Origin of the sequence: Piscinibacter gummiphilus (genome assembly GCF_002116905.1) — a bacterium.
Classification (GTDB): Bacteria; Pseudomonadota; Gammaproteobacteria; order Burkholderiales; family Burkholderiaceae_C; genus Rhizobacter; species Rhizobacter gummiphilus.
The window spans coordinates 143,574-164,796 of record NZ_CP015118.1 but is presented as its reverse complement, the minus strand read 5'-3'; the positions used below and the strand labels follow the sequence as shown (position 1 = coordinate 164,796).

At 69.7% G+C, this 21,223-nt stretch carries 18 protein-coding genes; 10 read left to right on the top strand and 8 right to left on the bottom strand.

Going from position 1 to position 21,223, the window contains the following annotated elements; all coding sequences use genetic code 11:
• Positions 1–12 precede the first annotated feature (12 nt).
• Entirely contained in the window at positions 13–633 is a 621-nt protein-coding gene (locus tag A4W93_RS00710; protein ID WP_085748784.1) for a TetR family transcriptional regulator, read from the bottom strand.
• Positions 634–848: 215 nt separating this feature from the next.
• On the opposite strand from A4W93_RS00710, the gene A4W93_RS00705 reads away from it, so the two are divergent.
• From A4W93_RS00705 to A4W93_RS00695, 3 genes are read left to right on the top strand one after another with little or no spacing between them, the layout of a single operon-like run.
• Positions 849–2,102: an efflux RND transporter periplasmic adaptor subunit gene (locus A4W93_RS00705; RefSeq protein WP_085748783.1), complete on the top strand. Its 1,254-nt coding sequence runs from the start codon at positions 849–851 to the stop codon at positions 2,100–2,102.
• A gap of 12 nt (positions 2,103–2,114) precedes the next feature.
• Entirely contained in the window at positions 2,115–5,288 is a 3,174-nt protein-coding gene (locus tag A4W93_RS00700) for an efflux RND transporter permease subunit (protein ID WP_085748782.1), read from the top strand.
• Positions 5,281–6,678: an efflux transporter outer membrane subunit gene (locus tag A4W93_RS00695; protein ID WP_085748781.1), complete on the top strand. Its 1,398-nt coding sequence runs from the start codon at positions 5,281–5,283 to the stop codon at positions 6,676–6,678. Before A4W93_RS00700 ends, A4W93_RS00695 begins: the two co-directional genes overlap by 8 nt.
• A 64-nt stretch (positions 6,679–6,742) precedes the next feature.
• Here A4W93_RS00695 and A4W93_RS00690 read toward each other — a convergent pair whose 3' ends face one another.
• From A4W93_RS00690 to A4W93_RS00675, 4 genes are all read right to left on the bottom strand, one after another.
• Entirely contained in the window at positions 6,743–7,516 is a 774-nt protein-coding gene (locus A4W93_RS00690) for a ferredoxin--NADP reductase (RefSeq protein WP_085748780.1), read from the bottom strand.
• Positions 7,517–7,716: 200 nt separating this feature from the next.
• Entirely contained in the window at positions 7,717–8,484 is a 768-nt protein-coding gene (locus tag A4W93_RS00685) for a fumarylacetoacetate hydrolase family protein (protein WP_085748779.1), read from the bottom strand.
• A 9-nt stretch (positions 8,485–8,493) separates the two neighbouring features.
• Complete coding sequence (locus A4W93_RS00680) at positions 8,494–10,065, bottom strand: GDYXXLXY domain-containing protein (RefSeq protein WP_085748778.1); 1,572 nt, start codon at positions 10,063–10,065, stop codon at positions 8,494–8,496.
• Positions 10,062–11,036: a DUF2157 domain-containing protein gene (locus A4W93_RS00675; RefSeq protein ID WP_085748777.1), complete on the bottom strand. Its 975-nt coding sequence runs from the start codon at positions 11,034–11,036 to the stop codon at positions 10,062–10,064. Before A4W93_RS00675 ends, A4W93_RS00680 begins: the two co-directional genes overlap by 4 nt.
• Positions 11,037–11,239: 203 nt before the next feature.
• On the opposite strand from A4W93_RS00675, the gene A4W93_RS00670 reads away from it, so the two are divergent.
• Both A4W93_RS00670 and A4W93_RS00665 read left to right on the top strand, forming a co-directional pair.
• Positions 11,240–11,629: a response regulator gene (locus A4W93_RS00670; RefSeq protein WP_085748776.1), complete on the top strand. Its 390-nt coding sequence runs from the start codon at positions 11,240–11,242 to the stop codon at positions 11,627–11,629.
• Between the two features lie 320 nt (positions 11,630–11,949).
• Positions 11,950–12,837, top strand: a complete 888-nt coding sequence (locus A4W93_RS00665) for a YihY/virulence factor BrkB family protein (protein WP_085753990.1) — start codon at positions 11,950–11,952, stop codon at positions 12,835–12,837.
• A 9-nt stretch (positions 12,838–12,846) separates the two neighbouring features.
• On the opposite strand, the gene A4W93_RS00660 is transcribed toward A4W93_RS00665, so the two are convergent.
• Positions 12,847–14,067: a class I SAM-dependent methyltransferase gene (locus A4W93_RS00660; protein ID WP_085748775.1), complete on the bottom strand. Its 1,221-nt coding sequence runs from the start codon at positions 14,065–14,067 to the stop codon at positions 12,847–12,849.
• 34 nt (positions 14,068–14,101) lie between these two features.
• Positions 14,102–14,347: a hypothetical protein gene (locus tag A4W93_RS00655; protein ID WP_085748774.1), complete on the bottom strand. Its 246-nt coding sequence runs from the start codon at positions 14,345–14,347 to the stop codon at positions 14,102–14,104.
• Positions 14,348–14,467: 120 nt separating this feature from the next.
• Here A4W93_RS00655 and A4W93_RS00650 point away from each other — a divergent pair, with 120 nt between their 5' ends.
• From A4W93_RS00650 to A4W93_RS00635, 5 genes are all read left to right on the top strand, one after another.
• Entirely contained in the window at positions 14,468–14,803 is a 336-nt protein-coding gene (locus A4W93_RS00650; protein WP_085748773.1) for a hypothetical protein, read from the top strand.
• Between the two features lie 118 nt (positions 14,804–14,921).
• Complete coding sequence (locus A4W93_RS29390) at positions 14,922–15,425, top strand: pyridoxamine 5'-phosphate oxidase family protein (RefSeq protein ID WP_099959832.1); 504 nt, start codon at positions 14,922–14,924, stop codon at positions 15,423–15,425.
• A 9-nt stretch (positions 15,426–15,434) separates the two neighbouring features.
• Complete coding sequence (locus A4W93_RS00645; RefSeq protein WP_099959831.1) at positions 15,435–16,934, top strand: ATPase domain-containing protein; 1,500 nt, start codon at positions 15,435–15,437, stop codon at positions 16,932–16,934.
• Between the two features lie 23 nt (positions 16,935–16,957).
• Positions 16,958–19,006 carry a PAS domain-containing hybrid sensor histidine kinase/response regulator gene (locus tag A4W93_RS00640; RefSeq protein WP_157131555.1) on the top strand — a complete coding sequence of 683 codons (2,049 nt, stop codon included), beginning with the start codon at positions 16,958–16,960 and terminating at the stop codon, positions 19,004–19,006.
• A 37-nt stretch (positions 19,007–19,043) separates the two neighbouring features.
• On the top strand, positions 19,044–19,358 hold the full coding sequence (locus A4W93_RS00635; protein WP_085748771.1) for a DUF2322 family protein: 315 nt from the start codon (positions 19,044–19,046) through the stop codon (positions 19,356–19,358).
• 13 nt (positions 19,359–19,371) lie between these two features.
• Here A4W93_RS00635 and A4W93_RS00630 read toward each other — a convergent pair whose 3' ends face one another.
• Positions 19,372–21,123 (bottom strand): ankyrin repeat domain-containing protein, encoded by a 1,752-nt coding sequence (locus tag A4W93_RS00630; RefSeq protein WP_169726490.1) that lies wholly within the window; start codon positions 21,121–21,123, stop codon positions 19,372–19,374.
• Positions 21,124–21,223 lie beyond the last annotated feature (100 nt).

The following is a 21,223-nucleotide window of genomic DNA, read 5'->3' as shown; positions in this document are numbered from 1 at the left end:
CCGGACACGATGTCAGTCCGGCTTGAACCCGAGGCCGGCCACGAAGGTGTCGAACGCCTGCAGGCCCACCGCGTTCAGGTCGAAGGCCTCGGGCTGGAGCAGCCAGTTCTGGAACAGGCCGCTGATCAACGCATGAAGACCGCAGGCCGCCACCGATGCCGGCACGTCGCCCCGCACGAGGCCCCGGGTGGCGGCGATCGCCATCGCCCGCTCCATCTGCTCGAGCTTTTCGCCCCGATGGCTGATGTGGCGGTCGCGTACCGCCTTCGTCTCCTCGACGTACTCCACCTTGTTGATCGCGATCTCGAACACGCGGCGGAGCTGGGGGTCGCGCACCACGCGCGCGAAAGCATCGGCAAAGCTGTCGCGCAGCACCAGCACCGGATTCGCGAGGGGGTCGTCGATGCGGCGGAAGGCCTCCTCGAGCGGCAGCGTCACCCGCATCATCATCGCGTTGAAGACGTCGGACTTGTCCTGGAAGTGCCAGTAGATGGCCCCGCGGGTCACGCCCGCGGCGGCCGCGATCTCGTTCAGCGACGTGCGCGATACGCCGCGTTCGAGGAACACCCGCTCGGCCGCATCGATGATGCGGTTGCGGGTTTCCTGGGCTTCTTCCTTGGTTCTCCGGACCATCTTCGTTCTGTCTCGCTGGGATTGTGGCGGCCGGCAGATCCGGCCAGCGCTTCATGTAAAAACGTCGAAAAGGTCGCTTACATACATTCAACGATGTATGTATACTAGCTCAAACCCGCCCGAAACTCCACCGTTCATTCTCGTCCGGCCGCGTTTCCGACTGCGGGGTTTTCCCTCGTTCCAGCGCCCCTCGGCGCTCATCCGGAAGGTATCGCATGTCTGCGTTGAAAAACGTCTTGGCTTCTCCAGCCCTTCATCGCGCGGGCCTGACGGCCACCCTCGCGTCCCTCGTTGTCCTGCTCGCCGCGTGTGGCGCCAAGGACGGTGCTCCCCATGGGGGCGGCGCACCCGGCGGCGGCATGCCGCCGCCCGAAGTCGGTGTCGTGACCATCGCCGAACAGGCCGTCGCGCTGCAGACCGAACTGCCCGGCCGGGTCGAACCACTGCGTGTCGCGCAAGTGCGCGCTCGCGTCAACGGTGTCGTGCTGAAGCGCCTCTTCAAGGAAGGCAGCGAGGTCAAGGCCGGCCAGGCGCTGTTCCAGATCGACGCCGCGCCGTACCAGGCCTCGTACGAAAGCGCCCAGGCCTCGCTGGCCCGCGCCCAGGCCAACCTGACCCAGGCCGCCGCGCAGGCCGAGCGCTACAAGCCGCTGCTGGACGCCAACGCCATCAGCAAGCAGGACTACATCAACGCGGTGGCCGCGCAGAAGCAGGCCGAGGCCGACGTCGCCTCCGGCAAGGCCGCCATCGCCACGGCCCGCATCAACCTGGGCTACGCGTCGGTCACGTCTCCCATCGCCGGTCGCATCGGCCGCGCGCTGGTCACCGAAGGCGCGCTGGTCAGCGCCACCGAAGCCACCCAACTGGCCGTGGTGCAGCAGACCAACATGGTCTACGTGAACTTCACGCAGTCGACGAACGAGGTGCTGCGCCTGCGCAAGGCCATGGCCGCCGGCCAGCTGCGCGGCGCCGGCGACGGCTCCGCCGCCGTGCGCGTGGTGCTCGACGACGGCACCGAACTGCCGCGCCAGGGCAAGCTGCTGTTCCAGGACCTGACGGTCGACAGCACCACCGGCCAGATCACGCTGCGCGCCGAAGTGCCGAACCCGGACGGCCTGCTGCTGCCCGGCCAGTACGTGCGCGTGCGCCTGTCCCAGGCCGAGCTGCCCGCCGGCATCGTGATTCCCCAGCAGGCCGTCACCCGCGGCAGCCAGGGCGACACCGTGCTGGTGGTGGGCGCCGACGGCAAGCCCGAGAAGCGCACCATCAAGATCGGTTCGGCCCAGGGCACGAACTGGCTGGTGCAGGACGGCCTGAAGCCGGGCGAGAAGGTCATCGTCGAAGGCTTCCAGAAGATGATGGTGCCGGGCGCGCCGGTCAAGCCGGTGCCATGGGCCAAGGGTGCGAGCGCCCCGGCCGGTGCCGCCTCGGCGGCAGCCCCCGCCGCTTCGGCCGCGTCCGCGCAGTAAGGGGTCGATCCCATGGCCAAGTTTTTCATCGACCGCCCGATCTTCGCGTGGGTGATCGCGCTGTTCATCCTCGTGCTGGGTGGCGTCTCGATCACGCAGCTGCCGATCGCCCAGTACCCGCCCGTCGCCCCGCCGTCGATCGTCGTCTCCACCGCCTACCCCGGCGCGTCCGCCCAGACGCTCGAGGACGCGGTGCTGAGCGTCATCGAACGCGAGATGAACGGTTCGCCGGGCCTGATCTACATGGAGTCGGTCGCGCAGGCGGACGGCACCGGCTCGATCACGCTCAGCTTCCAGCCCGGCACGAATCCGGACCTCGCCCAGGTGGACGTGCAGAACCGCCTCGGCCGCGCCACGCCCCGCCTGCCCGCGGCCGTGACGCAGCAGGGCGTGCGCGTCGACAAGTCGCGCGCCAACTTCCTGCTGTTCGCGATCCTGTCGTCGGAGAACCCGGCGTACGACCCGATCGCCCTCGGTGACTACGCCTCGCGCAACGTGCTGCCCGAGATCCAGCGGGTGGCCGGCGTCGGCCAGGCCCAGCTGTTCGGCACCGAACGCGCGATGCGCGTGTGGATCGACCCGGCCAAGCTCGTCGGCTACAGCCTGTCGTCGGCCGACGTGACCAACGCGATCCGCGCGCAGAACGCCCAGGTGTCGTCCGGCACCATCGGCGACCTGCCGAACACGAAGGACCAGGCGATCTTCGCGACGGTGGTCGTGAAAGGCCAGCTGAGCAACGTCGAGCAGTTCAACGAGATCATCGTGCGCGCGAACGCCGACGGCTCCACCGTGAAGATCAAGGACGTCGCCCGCGTCGAACTCGGTGCCCAGGCCTACGCCACGTCGGCGCGCCTGAACGGCGAACCGTCCACCGGCATCGGCGTGCAGCTCGCCCCGACCGGCAACGCCATGGCCACGGCCAAGGCGGTGCGCGCGCGGCTCGACGAACTGCAGAAATACTTCCCGCAGGGCGTGAAGTACACGATCCCGTACGACAGCTCGCGCTTCGTCGACATCTCCATCAAGCAGGTGGTCGAGACGCTGATCGAGGCCGTGGTGCTGGTGTTCCTCGTGATGTACCTGTTCCTGCAGAACATCCGCTACACCCTGATCCCGACCATCGTCGTCCCGGTGACGCTGCTCGGCACGTTCTCGGTGCTGCTGGCCCTCGGCTTCTCGATCAACGTGCTGACGATGTTCGGCATGGTGCTCGTGATCGGCATCGTGGTGGACGACGCGATCGTGGTCGTCGAGAACGTCGAACGCATCATGAGCGAGGAAGGGTTGTCGCCGCTGGCCGCCACGCGCAAGGCCATGGGCCAGATCTCCGGCGCCATCATCGGCATCACCGTGGTGCTGGTCTCGGTGTTCGTGCCGCTCGCGTTCTTCGCGGGTGCGGTGGGCAACATCTACCGCCAGTTCTCGGCGGTGATGGTGACGTCCATCCTGTTCTCCGCGTTCATGGCGCTGTCGCTGACGCCCGCGCTGTGCGCCACGCTGCTCAAGCCGGTCGAGGCCGGTCACCACCACGAGAAGACCGGCTTCTTCGGCTGGTTCAACCGTGGCTTCTCGCGCACGGCCAAGGGCTACGAGAGCTTCATCGCCAAGCTGCTGCGCAAGGCGGCGCGCTACCTGATCATCTACGCGGCCATCATCGGCGTCGTGGTGCTGCTGATCCAGCGCCTTCCCACGTCGTTCCTGCCGCAGGAAGACCAGGGCACGATGCTCGTGAACGTGCAGCTGCCCCCGGGCGCCACGCAGAACCGCACGCTCGACGTGATGAAGCAGGTCGAGGGCTACATCCTGAAGCAGCCCGAAGTGCAGAGCATGGTCAGCGTGCTGGGCTTCAGCTTCTCGGGCACGGGCCAGAACGCCGCGCTCGCGTTCATCACGCTGAAGGACTGGGACGAGCGCAAGGGCGCCGAACACCAGGCCTCCGCCATCGCCGGCCGCGCATTCGGCGCGCTGATGGGCGTGAAGGACGCGTTCATCTACCCCCTGAGCCCGCCGCCGATCCCCGAACTGGGCACCGGCTCCGGCTTCAACTTCCGCCTGCAGGACCGCGGCAGCCTCGGCCACGACGCGCTGCTGGCCGCCCGCAACCAGCTGCTCGGCATGGCCTCGAAGAGCCCCGTCCTGACGGGTGTCCGTCCGGACGGCCTCGAAGACGCGCCGCAGCTGCAGCTCGACATCGACCGCCAGAAGGCCAACGCGCTCGGCGTGCCGTTCGACTCGATCAACTCGGCCATCTCGACGGCGCTGGGCTCGATCTACGTGAACGACTTCCCGAACGCCGGACGCCTGCAGCGTGTCGTGGTGCAGGCCGACGCGCCCACCCGCATGCAGCCGGACGACCTGCTGCGCATCAACGCGGTCAACGCGAAGGGCCAGCCGGTGCCGCTGTCGGCGTTCGCCACCACCAAGTGGATCACGGGCCCGATGCAGACCATCCGCTACAACGGCTACCCCACGATGCGCATCACCGGTGAAGCCGCGAAGGGCTACAGCTCGGGCGACGCGATGACCGAGATGGAAAAGCTCGCCGCGCAGCTGCCCCCGGGCTTCGGCTTCGAGTGGACGGGCCTGTCGCGCGAGGAGAAGCTCTCGGGCTCCACCGCGGTCGTGCTGTTCGCGTTCTCGCTGATGGCCGTGTTCCTGTGCCTGGCCGCGCTGTACGAGAGCTGGTCCATCCCGCTCGCGGTGATCCTGGTGGTGCCGCTCGGCGTGCTGGGCGTGCTGCTCGGCGGCACCCTGTTCGGGATGTCGAACGACGTGTACTTCAAGGTGGGCCTGATCACCATCATCGGCCTGTCCGCGAAGAACGCGGTGCTGATCATCGAGTTCGCGAAGGACCTGCACGCGCAGGGCAAGGGCCTGATCGAGGCCACGCTCGAGGCGGCGCACCTGCGCTTCCGCCCGATCATCATGACCTCGCTCGCCTTCATGCTGGGCGTGCTGCCCCTGGCCATCGCCAGCGGCGCCGGTTCGGCCGGCCAGCGCGCCATCGGCACCGGCGTGCTCGGCGGCATGGTCACGGCCACGGTCCTCGCGGTGCTCTTCGTTCCCATCTTCTTCGTGGTGGTGCGCAGCATCTTCAAGGGCAGCGAACGCCAGCGGAAGAAGTACGCCCATGAAATCGACGATGGCAGCGCCCCGGCGCTGCCCCAAGGAGGCTCGCATGAGTAAGCGGCGTCTGATGAACACCGCGGTCGCCACGGCCGCCCTCGCCTTCCTCGGCGCGTGCACGTCCATGGCCCCGAAGTACGAACGCCCCGCCGCCCCGGTGGCTGCGGCGTTCCCCGATGCCGCCGCCAGCGGTGTCCCCTCGGCACCCGCCACCGACATCGACTGGCAGGCGTACTTCGCCGATGCGCGGCTCAAGCAGCTGATCGACATCGCGCTGAAGAACAACCGCGACCTGCGGGTCGCGGTGCTCAACATCGAGGCGGCACGCGCCACCTACCAGATCCGCCGCGCGGACCTGTTCCCGACGGTCAACGTCGGCATGAACCTGCAGCGGCAGAACTACGACGTGAAGGAGCTCTACACCGTGGGCGCCTCGGTGTCCGGCTACGAGCTGGACCTGTGGGGCCGCGTGCGCAGCCTGAGCGATGTGGCCCTCGCGAACTACCTCGGCACCGAGGAAGCCCGCAAGTCGGTGCAGATGAGCCTGATCTCGCAGGTGGCCCAGCTGTACTACACGATGCTCGGCGACGAGGCGGCCCTGAAGGTCACGCGCGAGACGCTCACCACGCGGGAAGACTCGTTCAAGCTGACGAAGCTCAAGTTCGACAACGGCGCGGCGTCGGAGCTCGACTTCCGCCAGAGCGAGTCGCTGCTCGAGAACGCGCGGGCGTCCCACGCGCTGCAGACCCGCCTGCGCGCGCAGGACGAGAACGCGCTGGCGCTGCTGCTGGGCCAGGGCGTGCCGTCGGACCTGCCGGGCGGCCTCGAACTGACCGGCCAGGGCCTCGTGGCCGAGCTGCCCGCCGGCGTGCCGTCGGAGGTGCTCGCGCGCCGGCCCGACGTGCGCCAGGCCGAGCAGCAGCTGATCGCGGCCAACGCCAACATCGGCGCGGCCCGCGCGGCGTTCTTCCCGCGCATCACGCTGACCGCCAACGGCGGCACCGCCAGCACCGAGCTGTCGGGGCTGTTCAAGAGCGGCACCGGCGTCTGGTCGTTCACGCCGTCGATCACGCTGCCGATCTTCGATGCGGGCCGCAACCAGGCCAACCTCGACGTGGCGAAGGTGAACCGCGAGATCGCCGTGGCGCAGTACGAGAAGGCCATCCAGACGGCCTTCCGTGAAGTGGCGGATGCCCTCGCCGGCCGCGCCAACCTCGACGAGCAGGCCCGCGCCACCGCAGCCGCCACGGCGTCGGAGGAAGCGCGCTTCAAGCTCGCCGACCTGCGCTACCGCAACGGCGCGTCGAGCTACCTCGACGTGCTGGACGCGCAGCGCTCGCTCTACACGGCCCAGCTCGCGCTGGTGCAGGTGCAGACGGCGCAGGTGCAGAACCGCGTTGCGCTCTACAAGGCGCTGGGTGGGGGCTGGACGGAGCCGAAGGCGCAGTGACGTCCGCGTGACCCATGAAAAAGGGCGCCCTCGCAGGGCGCCCTTTTTGCTGTGCGTCAGAAGATCATTTGTCCACGAACGCCCGCTCGATCACGTAGTGACCCGGCGTGCTCATGTTGCCTTCCTTCATGCCGAGCTTCTCGAAGATCGTCTTGCTGTCGCGCAGCATCTCGGGGCTGCCGCACAGCATGAAGCGGTCGTTCTCGAGGCTGACGGGCGGCAGGCCAAGGTCGGCCGCGAGCTTGCCCGACTCGAGCAGCACGGGGATGCGGCCCTGGTTGCGGAACTCCTCGCGCGTGACCGTGGGGTAGTACAGCAGCTTCTCGGTGACCTGCTCGCCGAAGAACTCGTTGGCGGGCAGTTCGTCCTCGATGACCTTGTCGTAGGCCAGCTCGGCGACCTGGCGGCAGCCGTGCACGAGGATGACCTTCTCGTAGAGCTCGTACACCTCGGGGTCGCGGATCATCGCCATGAAGGGCGCGAGGCCCGTGCCGGTGGACAGCAGCCACAGGTTCTTGCCGGGCAGCAGGTTCTGCGTGAGCAGCGTGCCCGAGGCCTTGCGGCCGATCAGCACCGTGTCGCCGACCTTCAGGTGCTGCAGGCGCGACGTGAGCGGGCCGTCGGGCACCTTGATGCTCAGGAATTCGAGTTCCTCGTGCCAGTGCGGGCTGACGACGCTGTACGCGCGCAGCAGCGGCTTGCCGTCGACGTTGAGGCCGATCATGGTGAACTGGCCGCTCTGGAAGCGAAAGCCCGGGTCGCGGGTGGTCGTGAACGAGAACTGCCGGTCGGTCCAGTGGTGGACCGTCAGGACTTTGGCTTCGTAGAAATTGCTCATGGGTCGTGGCAAGGGAACAGGAGGCTTTGGCGCGAAGGCCAACCCGCGAGCATAACCGGTGGACAGGCCGCGCCCGGCCAACGGGCCCACAGAGCCGAGGGATTCGACAGTGTCGCCGATGCGCGGGATGCGCACAAAGCACATCCCGGCATATGCATACACCCCCTAGGCGCGAGCCCTTCTCTCTGCCGCCCAGACTCCTAGACCTGCACGGACGCCTGGCCGATGCCGTCGAACTCGACCGACACGAGGTCCCCCGGCTGGGCGATCAGCAGCCCGCACCAGGTGCCGGTGGTGACCACCGTGCCGGCGGGCACCACGCGGCCGTCGGCCGTGGCGTGGCGCAGCCACTCGGGCAGCACCCAGGCCGGGTCGCCCAGGGCGTGCGAGCCGGTGAACTCGGACGTGCCGCGGGTCCCGAGGGTGACGCGGCACCGCTGGGCGGACCAGTCGCGCCGCACGTACGGCACCCAGTCGCCCAGCACCAGGGCGGCGTGCAGCTGCAGATCGGCCAGGCGCAGCAGGCTCGGCGCCTTGAAGCCCTGCGTCCAGCGCGAATCGACGAGTTCGATGGACACGGTCATCGCGTCGATCAGGCCGGAGGCGCTGTCGACGTCCAGGTCGGCGGCACGGTCGGCGTCCACGTCGACCCCGACGCGCAGGGCCACCTCGGCCTCGATCCCGCCGAGGGCGAACGGCCAGTCGCCGAGCGTGGCGGGGCTGCGCCAGACGCCGGCCGGCGGCAGGGCCGAATGGCCCAGCGTGGCCGTGCGCGACGGGCCACCCGACTTCCAGTAGCCCGGCACTTCTTCGCCGAACCAGTCGAACTCGTTGGCGAGCGCGGCCTGCACGAGGTAGGCGTCGTCGGCGTTGCGGATGACGGGCTCGAACGGGGTGGCGTCGACGGTGCGGCGCTCGCGGCGGGCGGCAACGAGCTGGTCGATCAGGGAGTCGAGCGTGGCGGACATGCGGGGACCTTATGGGGAGATGGGGGACAGCCGGGCGTCCCTGAGGCCGACGAGGAGGGCCTCGCCGTCGGCGGTGACCCTGAATTCTCCATACTTCGCGGTGGCAAAGCGCTCCGCATGGCCTTCCTTGAAGAACCAGGCGTCGGTGACCAGCACCCAGCGGCCGTCCTTCGGGACCAGCGCGATGCGCACGTCCGACGGGGACAGCACCGGAGCCTCCTCGCCGGCCAGCTCGATTCGCAGTGGCGTGGCCACGCCGCGCTCGTCCACCTGCATCACCACGTGCGGCGGCAGGTCGCCCGGGCCGGGCTCTACGGGCACGGCCGGCAACCGGAAGTTCAGGCGCATGTAGTCGCCCTGCATCAGCGATCGCGGATCCACCGGCGCGAGTTCGACCAGCACGGTGCGGCCATGGGCGATCACCGCCTCCTTGCGGGCGATGCCGACGTTGACCACGGCGAGCGACAGCCCCACGGTCACCAGCACCAGCACCGCCGGCAGGCCGAAGCGGCGCGGCGGCGTGCCGGCCGGCGTGCGGCGGGCGAGCCCGGGAACCCCCAGGCGCCAGGCCACGCCGCCGAAGACCGCTGCGGCGGCGGCGAGCAACAGCGCCTTGTCCGCCAGACCCCAGTCGAGCTGGTAGTAGAAGGCCCCGATGATCCACGCCGCGGCCAACGCCGCGAGGCCCAGCAGCCGCCAGCGGCCCGTCACGGCACACGCCGCCACGGCGAGCAGCACGCTGCCGAGCGCGGCCATCGTGCCGGCGAGCCCCACGATCGCGGCGGCCGCGACCGCGAGGGCGGGCCGGCGCACTGCGGGCCACCGGCGCGCGACGAGCCCCACGGCCGCCACGGCGAACACCGCCGACAGGCCCTGCAGCAGCGTGTCGGCGCGGGCGAGCGTCCCGCCGGCGACCCCCGGCATCACGCTGCCGGCCATGAAGGTCCAGCCGCTCCACACCGCCAGGCCCGCGAGGGTCGCGGCGAGCCAGCCGGGCAGCGCGGCCTCCAGCGCCGCGGCCGCGGCCGGCCGCAGGCGGTCTTCCAGCGCGACCACGAACAGGGCCACGGCCAGCAGCGCCTGCAGCGTCCACCACCCGCCCACGGCCCCGCCTTCCGCGGCCAGCGCCAGGCCGATGAACACGGCCGTGGCCGCGCCGAGGCACGCCCGCAGCCAGGCCCGCGGCACCGCGACGGCCACCGCCACGGACAGCAAGGCGAGGACCGCCATCGCGCCGCGGAACGGCAGGTCGCGGACCAGGCCGAGCGACAGGAGCGACCCGCCGGCCAGCAGCCACGGCACGGCCAGCTGTTCCAGGAACAGCGCCACCCGCTTCGAACGCAGCACGGCCACCGCCCCCACGAGGCTCACGCCGCCCACCACGTACAACCCCGCCCCGGAACGCAGCGGCACATCGAGCAGCAGCCCCAGGAACAGGCACAGCGGCACGGCCGCGAACCACGCGCCGAACGCGGTGAGCAGCACCACCGGCCAGGGCCGCTCGTTCACCTGGGGCGGCGCGGTGTCCGTGACGAGGCCTTCGGCGGCCGCGGCGGCGATCACGGCAGACAGCCGGCTCATCGCACCGCCCCCAGGCGGTGGAACACCCGCATCACCCAGCGCACCGACACGGCCAGCAGGCCGGCCGCCGCCACGCTCAGGAGCAGCGACGCCGAGATCGGTTCCGCGTCCGCGCCGTCGAACAGCAGCCGTCCGAGGCCACAGACCAGCAGCGCGTCGAACGCCAGCACCACCGCGCTCAGCGCATAGACGTCGAAGGCGACCCGCTGCGACAGCCCCCAGACCGCCCCCCCGGCGAGCAGCAGGCCCAGCGGGTACAGCGGGTCGACGTCGTCGCCGAACAGGCCGATCAGCGCGGACAGGGTGATGCCGAAGGCCGCGAGCGTGATCGCCGTGCGCAGCGCCCACGGTCCCGCCCCGGTGCGGCCGCGCCACGCGGGCCCGATGGCCAGCACCAGCAGCAGCGACATCGCCCAGGCGGCGAGGTGCACCGTGGTGCCCGCGCCATCGAGGCCGCGCCAGACACGCTGCCCGGTGTGGGCGGAGGCCCACAGCGACACGCCGGCCATCGCGACCACCACCCAGGGCGTCCACACCACGTCGCTGCGCACGCCGAAACACAGCGGCAGCGCGAGCAGCGCCCACAGCGCGAACAGCTGCCACGGGTCGGCGCCGGTCTGGTAGGTCTGGCCGAACAGCGCGAACAGCGCGCCGATGGCGAACAGCGCGGCGAGGCCGAGCGGCGCCCGGGCCGCGGGCCACGCCCAGGCCCCGAGGCCCAGCACGGCCAGCGCCCCCTGGGCGAGGGCGAACCGGCCGCCCCGCCCGAAGGTGTCCCAGTTGGCCGCCACCCACATCACGAGCGCGAACCCCGCGAGCGCCGCGGCCAGCACCGCGAAGCCGCGGGCCAGGCCGGGGCCCAACCCGCCCGGCTCGGCCCCGAATCCCGCAAGGTGCTGCAGACGGCGGCTGGCCCGGGCGTCCAGCCCCCGGCCGGCCGCCCACTCGAACAGGACGAGTCGGAGGTTCATCAACGTGCTTCTCCCCGGATCATTTTGCGTAAGCGGGCGCACACCTTCATGGCGCGCATCCCGGACGGTCAACTGTAAGGGCTGACAGATGCCACGGCGCCCGAGATTTGCGCTAATGGCGATACGGTGGCCGGAGTTCCGGGCCGGCCCCGCCCCTCGATGCCCATGACAGCCCCGCCCCTCCACCTGCACGAGACCGCACGATGCTCCGCATCCTGATCGTCGAGGACAACCCGGTGAACATGGTGCTGACCGTGGCCATCCTGAAGCGCGCGGGCCACGAGCCCTTGGAGGCGGAAACGGCCGCCGAGGGCCTGTCCCTCGCCCGCACCCGCCAGCCCGACCTGATCCTGATGGACATCCAGCTGCCCGACATGGACGGCCTGGAAGCCACCCGGCTGCTGCGGGAAGACAGCCGCACCTGCGACATCCCGATCATCGCGCTCACCGCCTTCGCGATGAAGGGCGACGCCGAGATCATGCGCGAGGCGGGCTGCGACGCGTACATCACGAAGCCGATTCGTTACGAGGCGTTTCTCCAGGAAGTGGAGTCGGTGGTGCAGAAGATGCGGGGCGGCCACCCCGCGCAGTGAGCCCTGGCGCGGGTTTGCTGCGGTTTTCGGTGTCAGACCCGTCCCACGCACGGACCTTGCATGTGCTGACCGACGGGTTGTTGCGGATTGCCTAAGCTGACAACAGCTTCACACTCCGTGCCGAATCCGTGTTTCCCCGAACGCTGTACTGCACACCAGGAGGTTCATCCATGCTTCGTGCTTTCGTGCTCTTGGCCATCCGTTCCAGCGTCGCCTACCGCCTGTGCCAGGCGACCGACGCCCGCGGCACCCCGCCCTCCTCCTCGTCCCGCATGGTTCGCCCGCTGCGGAGTCCGGTCCACGCCTAAGAGGATGTGACGCTGCCCCCGCGCCTCGACGCCCTCTGGCAGCTGGCCCGCGACGCAGTCACCAGCTGGAGCGACGACTACGCGCCCAGCATGGGGGCCGCCCTCGCCTACTACACGATGTTCTCGATCGCACCCCTGGTGCTGATCGTGGTGTCGGTCGCCGGCTTGGTGTTCGGCCAGGAAGCGGCCCGGGGCGAGGTGTTCGGGCAGATCGAGCACCTGGTCGGCGCACAGGGCGCCGCGGCGGTGCAGGGACTCTTGCAGAGCGCCAACAAACCCGCCGAAAGCGTGCTCGCCACGCTGATCGGCCTCGGCGTGCTGCTGGTCGGCGCCACCACCGTCTTCGCCGAACTCCAGAGTGCCCTCGACCGCATCTGGCGCGCCCCCGCCCGCGGCGCCACCGGCCTCTTCGGGCTGCTGCGCGCCCGGCTGCTCTCGTTCGGCATGATCCTCGGCCTCGGTTTCCTGCTGATGGTCTCGCTGGTCGTCAGCGCGGCGCTGGCCGCCTTCGAGAAATGGTGGTCGCCCGCCTTCGGCGGCTGGGTGATGGTGGCCCAGGGCCTGAACTTCCTGCTCAGCTTCGCGTTCATCACCTGCGTGTTCGCGATGATCTACAAGTTCATGCCGCGGGTGGCCGTCGCGTGGCGCGACGTCTGGATCGGCGCGGGGGTCACCTCGGGGCTCTTCGCCATCGGCAAGATGCTGATCGGCCTCTACATCGGGCGCAGCGGCGTGTCGTCGGCCTTCGGGGCCGCCGGTTCGCTCGCGGTGCTGCTCCTGTGGGTGTACTACTCGGCGCAGATCTTCCTGATGGGCGCCGAGTTCACGTGGGTGTACGCGCACCGCTACGGGTCGCGCAAGGGCACGCCGCTGCCGCCGCCCTGCGTGCCGTCCCGCTGAGTCGGCCGCTCAGGCCGGCGCGGCGGCGGCCTTCATCAGCGTCTCGAGCGCGTGCTCGCGGATGCCGTAGAACGCCTTGATCTCCCGGATCTGCGCCAACACCTCGTCGTTCGGCTTCGGGGCCGCCCGCTTCACGGCGAGGATCATCTTGTTCTTGTTCGTGTGCTCGAGCGACACGAACTCGAAGACCTGGGTGTCGTAGCCCGCCGATTCGAGCAGCAGCGCGCGAAGCCCGTCGGTGAGCATCTCGGCCTCCTGCCCCAGGTGCACCCCGTGCTGCAGGATGGGCCGCAGCGGGTGCGGGCTCAGCAGCTGCGGGCGGATCTGCTTGTGGCAGCACGGCGAGCACAGGATGATGGACGCGTTCGCCCGCAGCCCGAGGTGGATGGCGTGGTCGGTGGCCGTGTCGCAGGCGTGCAGCGCGATCATCACGTCGATGGCCGGGGGCGTGTACGTGCGCACGTCGCCCGCGTCGAAGTGCAGGCCGGCCAGACCCAGGCGGTCGATCACGCCGTTGCACAGCGACACCAGCTCCTGGCGCAGTTCGACGCCGGTCACCCGTGCGTTGCGGCCCAGCGCGCGCTGCAGGTGGTCGTGCACCGCGAAGGTGAGGTAGCCCTTGCCCGACCCGAAGTCCACCACGTGCAGCGGGCGCGACGGGTCGGTGGCCGCCAGAGGCGAGGCCGCCACGGCACCGTCGAACACCTCGACGAACTTGTTGATCTGCTTCCACTTGCGCGACATGGCCGGGATCACGTGGTGGGCCGCGTCGGTGACGCCGAGCCCCACCAGGAACGGGCGGTCCATGGGAATCCAGCGCTGCTTCTCGCGGTCGTGCCCGGCGGGCGCGGCCGGTGCGGCCTCCTGCGCGAGCTTCTTGCGCAGCAGCGTGCGCTTGCCCTTGCGGCTCACGAGCAGCTGCACCTCCTCGGTGGTGGTGAGGAGGTGGACGTGCGAGAAGTGCCCGTCGATCAGCGCGCGCAGGTGGGCGAGGCCCGCCTCGGGGGCGAGGTTCTGCGTGAGGTCGCGGGTGGTGTGGCTGGCGACGAACGACAGGTGCAGCTGACCCTTGAGCACCACCGGCCGCACGGTCACGCGCTGGAGCGTGTCGTCCGGGCCGCGGTGTTTCGACAGCACGAGGCGCGAGAGGCGCGACTCGGCGAGGCTCGTGCCCACCAGGTCGAGGAACCGCTCGGTGGGATCGGGATCGGGAGGGATGTCGTCGTGCATGGGGGCCTGCGAAGGACCCCCATTGTAAGAACGCTCAGGCGTGGCCGGCGACGCGTTCCCAGTGGCCGACGGCCTTGTCGACCCAGGCGCGGTAGTGCGGGTCCTGGGCGGAGTAGAACGGGATGCCGCGCGAGGCGAAGCGGGCCGCGGCCTGCTGCTCCGGCGTGGCGGCACGGGCCACTTCCAGCGCGTGCAGCGCCTTGATGCGGTGCATCGGGTGGTCGGACATCAGCTGCTGGCGCAGGGTGTTGGAATCGAGGACGGATTGAACAGAGTCCATGGTGCTTCCTGTTGAACTTGCAGGTGAACTTTATTCGGCTGTCAGCCTGCGTGCTTGAATGAACAACGGGGTGGTCGTGGCGCAATTCACGGGCTTCGCAACCGTCACAATTGGCAACGCATGCCGCGCCGCAATCCCCGCCACCACTACAACGTGTACGTCGTCGAACTCGACGACACGGTGTGGAACCACGCGCGCTTCCGCCGTGCGAACCCCGACTACCAGCTGGGCATGCCGTTCGTCTACGTGGGCATGACCGGGCTCGACCCGGACACCCGCTTCGACCGCCACAAGGCAGGTGTGCAGGCCAACCGGTATGTGCAGGCGCACGGCCTGCGGCTGCTGCCCCAGCTGTACGAGGTCTACAACCCCATGCCGTACCACGGGGCGTGCGAGATGGAGGTGGAGCTGGGCATCGCGCTGCGCGAGAAGGGCTGGGGCGTCTGGCAGGGTTGATTCGGAGGCGTCCTACAGGGCCTTCCGTCTGCCCCTGACACCCTGGCGGCCCGTCTTTTGGTGGAATGGAAAACATCCATTCCGTGGCTGCCGCCACGTCAGAGCGAAAGGCATCGACATGACCCGGACCACGCACGACCGCGACCTGCTGTGGGAACTGATCGAGGACATCAAGTTCGCGATGTTCACCACCCGGCACAGCAACGGCCACCTGCATTCCCGCCCGATGACCACGCAGAACTCCGAACTCGACGAGCAGTCGAGCCTGTGGTTCTTCGTCTCGCGCCGCAGCGAGATCGTCACCGACATCGCCACCCAGCCCCAGGTCAACATCGCCTACGCGGACCCGGGCGACGACAGCTACGTCTCCGTCTCGGGCGACGCCGCCGTGGTCGAGAACCCCGCGAAGAAGGAGCAGCTGTGGTCGAAGGCCACCGAGGCCTGGTTCCCCGGCGGCATCAACGACCCCGACCTCGCGCTGCTCGAAGTGCGCATCACCCACGCGAACTACTGGGACGTGAAGGACAGCAAGCTCGTGCAGCTCTACAAGATGGCCAAGGCCGCGGTCACCGGCCAGCCACCCACGGAGCTGGGCGAACACGGCGAAGTCCGCATGAAGTGACGGGGCGCCATGTATTCGGGTGATGTTCCGCAACGGGTGTCGACCGGCGTTTCAGGACTCGACGCGATCCTCGGGGGTGGTTTCGCCGCAGGCAGCCTCTACGTGGTGGAGGGCACACCCGGCACCGGCAAGACCACGCTGGCGCTTCAGTTCCTGCGCGCGGGCGTTCCCCGTGGCGAGACGGGCCTCTACATCACGCTGTCGGAGACGGCTGCCGAGCTCCGCACCGTGGTGGCGTCCCACGGCTGGACGCTGGAGGGCATCGAGGTCCACGAACTCGTGAGCGAAATGTCGCTGGAACCCCAGGACCGCCAGTCGGTGCTGATGCCGTCCGAGATCGAATTGGGCGAGACGATCCAGCGCGTGGTCGAGATGGTCGAAGGAATGAACCCGACTCGGGTGGTGTTCGACAGCCTCTCGGAGATGCGGCTGCTCGCGGACGAGCCCCTGCGCTACCGCCGGCAGATCCTCGCGCTGAAGCACTTCTTCGCGGGCCGGCGCTGCACGGTGCTGCTGCTCGACGACAAGACGTCGCAGGAAGGCGACGCGCAGCTGCACAGCATCGCCCACGGCGTGGTGTCGCTGACCCAGGACGCGCAGGACTTCGGCATCGAGCGCCGCAGCCTGCGCATCGTCAAGATGCGTGGCATGAAGTTCCAGGGCGGCTCGCACGACCTGACGCTGGACACCGGCGGCATGAAGGTGTTTCCGCGGCTCGTCGCGTCCGAACACCACATGGCCTTCGATCCTCGGCCTCTCAGCACCGGCACGCCGGAGCTCGATGCCCTGCTCGGGGGCGGCTTGTGCCCGGGCACCAACACGCTGGTCATCGGCCCGTCGGGCATCGGGAAGACCACCACCGCGGTGAGCTGCATGCTGGCGGCACTGCGGCGCGGCGAGGCGGCCAGCTACTTCCTCTTCGAAGAAGGCCTCGCCACCTTGCTGTCCCGCAGCAGCCAGCTCGGTCTCGACCTGTCCGCCGCCCTCGAATCCGGCCAGCTGCAACTCTCGCAAGTCGACCCCGCTGCGCTGTCGCCTGGCGAATTCGCCTCCCGCGTGGTCGACGCCGTGCGCCTGCACAAGAGCCGCTTCGTGGTGATCGACAGCTTCAACGCCTACATCAAGGCCATGCCGGATCAGCCGCACATGGTGCTGCACGCGCACGAACTGCTGACCTACCTCAACCAGCAGGGTGTGACCACGCTCGTGCTGCTGGGCCAGCACGGGCTCGTCGGCGAATCGCGCAGCGATGTCGACCTGAGCTACCTGAGCGACGTGATCCTCGCGCTCCGTTTCTTCGAGAACAAGGGGCAGATCCATTCGGCCGTCACCTGCGTGAAGAGTCGGGTATCACCCCACGAGCGAGCCATCCGGGAGTTCCAGCTCGGACCGACCGGCGTGCGCGTCGGTGCGGTGCTCGCCGACTTCGAAAGCATCCTGAGCGGCCTGCCCACCTACCGCGGGGGCACCGCGATGCTGCAGCCGCCCCTCGACCGGGGCACAGGGTGACATCGCACGAGAACCGGGTCCTCGTGCTCGCTCCCTGGGGCCGCGACGCCGCGGTGGTGTGCCAGGTGCTCGCCTCGGCGGGACTCGACGCGCTGCAGACGCCGTCCTCCGGCGCCTTCGGTGCGGCGTACGACGAAGGCGCCGGCCTCGCGATCATCACGGAAGAGGCACTCACACCGCCGTTCGTCACGATGCTGTCCGGCCGGCTCGCGGCCCAGTCGCCGTGGTCGGATTTCCCCTGCGTGGTGCTGGCGGCGAAGCACCACGGTGCGCGCCCGCAGCACGCCCAGGCCGTCCTCGACCGCCTGGGCAACGTCATGCTGCTGGAACGGCCCCTGCACGCCGAGACGCTGCTGAGCGCCGCGCAATCGGCGCTGCGCGGCCGGCGCCGGCAATACGAGACCCGCCGGCATCTCGAGGAACAGGAGCACGCCGCCACGAAGGCCGCGCTGCTCTTCGACGCCGAGCAGCGCGCCAAGGCCGCCACGCGCGAGGCCACCGATGCCCTCGCCTTCGCACTGACCGCGGCCGAGCTGGGCACCTTCCACTGCCCGCTGCCCCTGGGCGAGATCGAATGGAACCCGACCTGCAGGGCGCATTTCTGGCTCGCCCCCGAGAGCACCGACCGCATCGACGCCGACCGCTTCTTCGCGATCGTGCACCCGGACGACCGGGCGCGCGTGCGGGCCGAACTCCAGCGCGCCATCGAACACCGCGAGCCCTACGACGTGGAGTACCGCACCGAATCGCCGGACGGCGCCTGCCGCTGGCTGCGCGCCAAGGGCATGGCCCACGGCCCGGCGGGCCGGCCCGCGGTGCGCTTCGACGGCATCACCATCGACATCAGCGCCCAGAAGGCGCTCGAGGTGCAGCGCGAGCGCCTCCTGGCCGCCGAACGCGCGGCCCGCCTGCAGGCCGAACATGCGAGCCGCATGAAGGACGAGTTCCTCGCCACGCTGTCGCACGAGCTGCGCACGCCGCTGGCCGCCATCATCGGCTGGACCCACGTGCTGCGCCGCTCGGCCGCGGCCGAGAACGGGCGGGCCGTCGAGACCATCGAACGCAATGCCCGCACGCAGTCCCGGCTGATCGACGACCTGCTCGACATGAGCCGCATCATCTCCGGCAACCTGCGCCTCGACATGGAGCTGGTCGACCTCTCCACGCTGACCGACACGGTGCTCGCCTCCCTCGAGCCCACCGCGCAGGCCAAGCAGTTGACCGTGGACGTGCGGCGCGGACCGCTGCGGCCGATGGTGCGAGGGGACGCGAGCCGGCTGCAGCAGATCGTCTGGAACCTGCTCTCCAACGCGTTCAAGTTCACGCCCGCAGGCGGACGCGTGGTGGTGACACTCGGGCACGAAGCCGGCCGGGTCGAACTCGTGGTCGAGGACTCGGGCCAGGGCATCCCCGCCGCGTTCCTGCCGTTCGTGTTCGACCGCTTCCGCCAGAGCGACGCCTCGTCCACCCGGGCCCACGGCGGCCTGGGCCTGGGCCTCGCGATCGTGAAGAACCTCGTGGAGCTGCACGGCGGCGCGGTGACGGCCGCGAGCGACGGGCCCGGGCGGGGTGCACGGTTCGAGATCCACCTTCCCCCGGCCGACGGGGGCGCGCAGGCCAGCGGTGAAACGCACGAAGCCGACGCGGACACCCCGTGCGCAAGGACGGGCCACGATTTCTCGGGCATGCGCATCCTCGTCGTCGACGACGAACCCGACCTCTGCGAACTGCTGCAGCACGAACTCGAGGCCTGCGGGGCCACGGTGTACGCCGTCCGGTCCGGCGCCGAAGCCGCGGAACTGGTCGAGTCGCACCGCCCCCACCTGCTGATCAGCGACATCGGCATGCCCGACGAGGACGGCCACGCGCTGCTGCGCCGCATCCGCGCGATGGGGCCGCACCGCGGCGGCGACCTGCCGGCCATCGCGCTCACCGCGTTCGCCGGCCCGGACGACCGCGCCCGCGCGCTCGCGTCCGGGTTCATCACCCACATCGCCAAGCCGATGGACATGGGCGAGCTGATCGAGGAGGTGGCCGCCACCCTGAACGCGACGATGCCCCACGCGTTCTGACCGAAAATGCGGTTTTCCCGTTCCGGACCGACCCGCCATGGCCTTCGCCGACAACCTCAAGCAACTTCCCCCCATCACGCACCTGACCGGCCTGCAGCTCTTCGACACGAAGGGCCAGCTGGTCGCCACGCTCGAGAACAAGCCGGGCCAGGCGGGGTCGGTGGCCGTGTACCACGCCCTCACGCAGCGCTTCGGCACCATCAACGCCGACGCGGCCCGCGAAGGCCTGTCGCTCTACGCCGAACACACGGCCGATGCCCGAGCGAACCCCGGCAAGCACCCGAACATCGACCGCCTGATCGCCATCGAGCGCGATGGCGGGCAGTTCGGGGTGGCGTTCCTGTCGACCTGACGGCAAAAGGGGCCTACCCGGCCTCCTCCAAGCGCCATCGGCACGACACGGTGTCGAACACATGCACCCGGGCCAGCGGTTCCCATTGTTCGTCCGGCGAGCGCGCGGACAGCACGTTGCCTTCGCTGACCACGATCTCAGCCGGCGAACGCAGGTGGGCGCGATGCCCCGACAACCACCCTGGCGACGGCCCCGACGCGCTCACCTGCTCGATGGCCATCGTCACCGTGTCGAGACGCATCACCTGCGTGGGACCCGGCTGGCGCCGGCCGTGGTAGCCGAGGCTGCCGATCAGCCAGATCGCATCGCCCACCACGGTGGCCGTGTGGAAGTCGGTTGGCGGAAACACCGACTCGGGGTAGTCGAAGATCTCGATCCCTCCGTCGGGTGCGAAGACGATCACATCGTTGTAGATGCAGAAGTCGGGGTCGTAGGCGTCCTCGTGTTCGCCCGCGACCCAGACGATCCTGCCGTCCGCCAGCCGTGACACCGAGGTCCCGAAGCGGTGCGCGCACCAGATGGGCTCCCGGTCGAACCCTCCGTCCGTGAACCAGTCGCCTGCCGCATACGCCGTGACGCCCGACGTCACCATGGCCATGCGGAACGGGAGGTTCACCCGGGTCGGGTTGGTGGTGCCGAACGTGCGCTTCGCGCCCTGGGCGAACTGGTCTGGCGTGACGGCATGCAGCGCCGAACTGTCGCCCTCCGCGGGCAGTCCCACCATCAAGCGGCGAGACTCGTCGCGCAACTCCCGCGGATCCGCGCCGGCATCCAGCAACAGGTTGACCATCGCGCGCGACGACGCGTTGTAGAGCGGGTGGAGGTGGCCGCCCTCGGATGGATTCAGCGCAGCCCCGGACGCGATCAGCAACGCTGCCGCCTCGACGTTGTCGCATTCGGCCGCATGCGCCAGGGCCCGACCTCCGAACTCGTCGGCCTCGTCGACCGCCAGACCGAGCTCTATCAACCACCGCAGCATCGCCAGGTGCCCACACTCGACGGCATCGAACAATGGCGGACGTCCACATCGCCCGCGGGCGTGGATGTTCGATCCGCGGTCCCTGACCAGCGCCGCCTTGTCGATGTCTCCGGACTGGATGGCGATGTGCCAGGCCGTGCGCTCCCAGGCGTCCGGCACCTCCAGGGCGGCACCGGCGTCGATCTGCGCATGCACGTCGGCGAGCGTGCCGAGCGCGACCGCCGTCATCAACGGCGTCCACCGAAGCGGTGCGGGGTCGGCTCCGGCCTCCAGCAGGCAATGCACTGCATCGAATCGCCCCCGGTTCGCCGCCACGCTGAGCGCCGACTCGCCATGCGACGACTCCCCGTCCAGCGGAGCGTCATGGGCGATCAACAAGGTCAATTGCTCGACGAGACGACTCCCTCCGGCATAGACGGCCGAGGTCAGTGCGGTGCAGTGCCCGTCCTGGGCCGCCCACCGAAGATCTGCCCCGGCAGCGATGATCCAACGCAGCACCGCTGGATCGCCACGACGCAGCGCAGCCATTGCCGGGGCGGCACGAATGCGGCCGTACGGACTGTCGACCAGGCCCCAGCGGTTCACGTCCGCGCCATGGTCCACCAGGCACTGCAGGACATCGAGACCGGCACGGGGACTCGGGATGGCCGCCGTGAGAACCGTGCAACCGTTTCCGTCGACCCGATCGAGGTCGGCCCGACCCGATTCGCGAAGGAGGTTCTGCAGCGTCGGGAGATCGCCGCGGGAAGCCGCGGCGACCAGGTCATCGAAGCGCGAAGGGTTCATCGGCCCATGGTACCGGGGCGCCCCGCGCCGGGGTCGACGGGCCATTGCCCTCCGCGAACTCTTGCACGCCCTGACACACACGGCTGGCATCAATCATGCG